This is a genomic window from Kitasatospora sp. NPDC093558, from assembly GCF_040683475.1.
Lineage (GTDB): Bacteria > Actinomycetota > Actinomycetes > Streptomycetales > Streptomycetaceae > Kitasatospora.
The window spans coordinates 1-2837 of sequence record NZ_JBFBDY010000729.1; the positions used below are offsets into that span (position 1 = coordinate 1).

Genomic DNA, 2837 nt, shown 5'->3' on the forward strand with positions numbered 1-2837 from the left:
CCGGTGGGGACGCCCGGCCGGTGCGGGCCGCGCAGCAGGCGGCCGTCGACCGGGCGGGCGAGGGGGACCCGGCCGCCGGCCGGAGGGGCGGCCTCGGGGCCGCGCAGCCCCAGCGCGCTGCGGCCGGCCGCAACCCGGGCGTCCGCGGACCGGCCCTCGGCGCCGCGCGGGGCCGCCGGGCGGCTCGGCGGGGGCACCTGCTTGGGTCCGGGACGGCCGGCGACCGCGGTGGGGGGGCGCAGCGCGGTGCGGGTCGAGGCTGGCGTGGGGGTCGTCGCTGAGGAGTACATGGGGTGAGGGTGGTCCCTTCCTGTCCGTCGGCGGGTGCGCCCCGCGGGGGCGGGGGAGGGCCGGTGCCCCGTGTTTCCTGGCGTGACGGCGGCCCTGCTTCGGGGTGGTGGGTGGTGCGCGGGCGCCGGGCACGGACGCGGGGAGGGGACCCCTGGTCGGCGGTGTCCCGGCCGTCCGCACCCTGGGGAATGCGGTCGGCCGGAGCTGCCGTGGCCGTGCCCGGCGCTCCCGCGCCACCCGGCCGCGCCACCCCCTCGGGTGAGGACCGGGCGCGCCCCTCGCCACGGTCGGGGGATGCCCCGACGCCGGTCCGGAGCGCCTCCCGCCCCGGGGGCGAGGTGGCGCACCCCTACAACACACCCGCGCCGCACTGGCTTAGTAGTCTGGCGGGCCCTGGCGAACGGTGGCGAATGCTCGCCTGGCACTTGCCGGAGCCTCTAGCCTCGAACCAGCCGAGGAACCTGGGGGCTTCACGTGAGCAGGGGACCCAACACCCGACTCGCCGATCTGTTCGTCCTGACCGGATGGTCGAAGGGCGAGCTGGCGCGGCTGGTCAACCGCCGGGGTGCCGCGATGGGCCAGCAGCAGCTGTCCACCGACACGTCGAGGGTACGGCGCTGGATCGAGCAGGGGGAGGTCCCCCGCGATCCGGTGCCACGAGTGCTGGCAACCGTGTTCACGGAGCGGCTCGGCCGTGTCGTCACCACTGAGGACCTCGGTCTGGAACGACACCGGCCCACCAGGAGCGGGGCGGCGCAGTCCGCAGCGGAGCCATGGTCGCCGGATCGAACGGCCGCGGTCCTCACCGAGTTCACGGGAATGGACCTCATGCTGAACCGACGTGGATTGGTGGGCGCGGGTGCCGCGCTCACGGCCGGGGCGGTCATCGCCGACTCCCTGAAGGGCTGGCTGGGCGGGGACGCGGTCGCGTACGCGGCCTCGGCGCCCGGACCGCGCCAGGTGATCACCGGGGCGGGCGCGCGCCCGGTGGTGGACGTGTACGACGCGGGCCCGGTCGGGCTCGACGAGGTGGAGGCGCTGGAGCGTTCGGTGCAGGTGTTCCGGGCGTGGGACGCGGCCCGCGGCGGCGGGCTGCAGCGCAAGGCGGTGGTCGGTCAGCTGAACGAGGTGGGCGGGCTGCTGACGCACCGGCACCCGCCCGCCGTGGAGCAGCGGCTGTGGCTGGTCGCCGCGAACCTCGCGGTGCTGGCCGGCTGGATGTCGCACGACGTGGGCCTGGAGCCCACCGCCCAGCGGTACTTCATGATCGCCGCGGAGGCGGCCAAGGAGGCGGGCGACCGGCCGAGAGCGGGCGAGGCGATCTCGCGGGCGGCCCGGCAGATGGTGCACCTGGGCCGGGCGGACGACGCGATCGACCTGATGGAGGCGGCGAAGGCGGCCGGCGGCCGGCTGCTGCCGAGGACGCGGGCGATGCTGAACACCGTCGAGGCGTGGGCGCATGCCTCGATCGGGCACACGCAGGACACCTACCGGCTGCTCGGCGAGGCGGAGGACCTGTTCGCCGAGGACGTTCCTGAGCCGCCGCCGACCTGGATGCAGGTGTTCGACGAGGCCGAACTGCGCGGCATGCAGGCGCTGGTGCTGCGCACGCTGGCCGAGCACGACCGGTCGGCGGCGCCCGAGGCTCGGCGGCACGCGGAGCGGGTGATCGCCCTGCGGGAGGGCACCGGGCAGCTGCGCTCGGCGCTGTTCGACCGGATCACGCTGGCCTCGGTGCACTGGATCACCGGGGAGCCGGACGCGGCGGAGTTCCAGGCCAAGATGGCGATGAACCTGATCGGGCAGAACTCCTCGCACCGCACGTGGGACCGGCTGCGCGAGATGTACCGGCTGACGGCGCAGTACCGCGGGCTTCCGGCGGTCGACGAGCTGCGGGTCCACCTGGGGCGGGAGTTGCGGGCGGCGGACGCGAAGAACCGGCCGCGGGTGACCTGAGGGGGCGGACGTCTGCTCAGCGGGCGTTCGGGGGGCTGGGCGTTCGGGAGTCCGGCGTTCGGGCAGCCGGACGTTCGGGGAGTAACGGGCGTTCGGGAGCCGGGCTTCCGTTCGGGAGCGGTTGCGCAGGTGCACATGTGCGCAGGTGCGCGCGTGCCGCGACGCGGTCAGTGGTGCTCGGTGGCTCCGGCCCGTGCGGCCGGCCGCAGGAGCATGCGCAGCGCGGTGACGGTGCCGTCCTGGCCGAGGACGGGTTCGCCCGCGCACTCGACGCTGTCGTGCGTGCCGTCGTACCGGCGGATCCGCAGCGTGCCGTTGGTGGTGCGCCCGTGCACGAGGGTGTCGGTCATCATCCGGCGCAGCAGCGGCCGGTCGGCCTCCGGGAGGCGGTCGGGCAGCCGGTCGAGGCTGAGCGGGCCGTGTCCGGGGTCGCAGCCGAGCAGCAGAAAGGTCTCGGCGTCCCACCGGACCCCGTCGGTGAGCAGGTCCCACTCGGCGGAGCAGACAGCGGGATCGGACGGCTCCTGCGCCGTGCCGTCCACTCTGACGCCGTCCGTTCCGCCGTCGGCCGCGGCGGACTCCGGTACGCC

1 protein-coding gene and 2 pseudogenes are annotated in these 2837 nt (G+C 75.7%); 1 reads left to right on the forward strand and 2 read right to left on the reverse strand.

The window, feature by feature from the left end:
- A pseudogene (locus tag AB0O00_RS34380) lies at window positions 1–290 on the reverse strand (hypothetical protein); the annotation flags it as partial.
- A 475-nt stretch (window positions 291–765) separates the two neighbouring features.
- Here AB0O00_RS34380 and AB0O00_RS34385 point away from each other — a divergent pair.
- Entirely contained in the window at window positions 766–2247 is a 1482-nt protein-coding gene (locus AB0O00_RS34385) for a hypothetical protein (protein WP_363658556.1), read from the forward strand.
- 167 nt (window positions 2248–2414) lie between these two features.
- Here AB0O00_RS34385 and AB0O00_RS34390 read toward each other — a convergent pair.
- Window positions 2415–2837, reverse strand: a pseudogene (locus tag AB0O00_RS34390) (hypothetical protein); the annotation flags it as partial.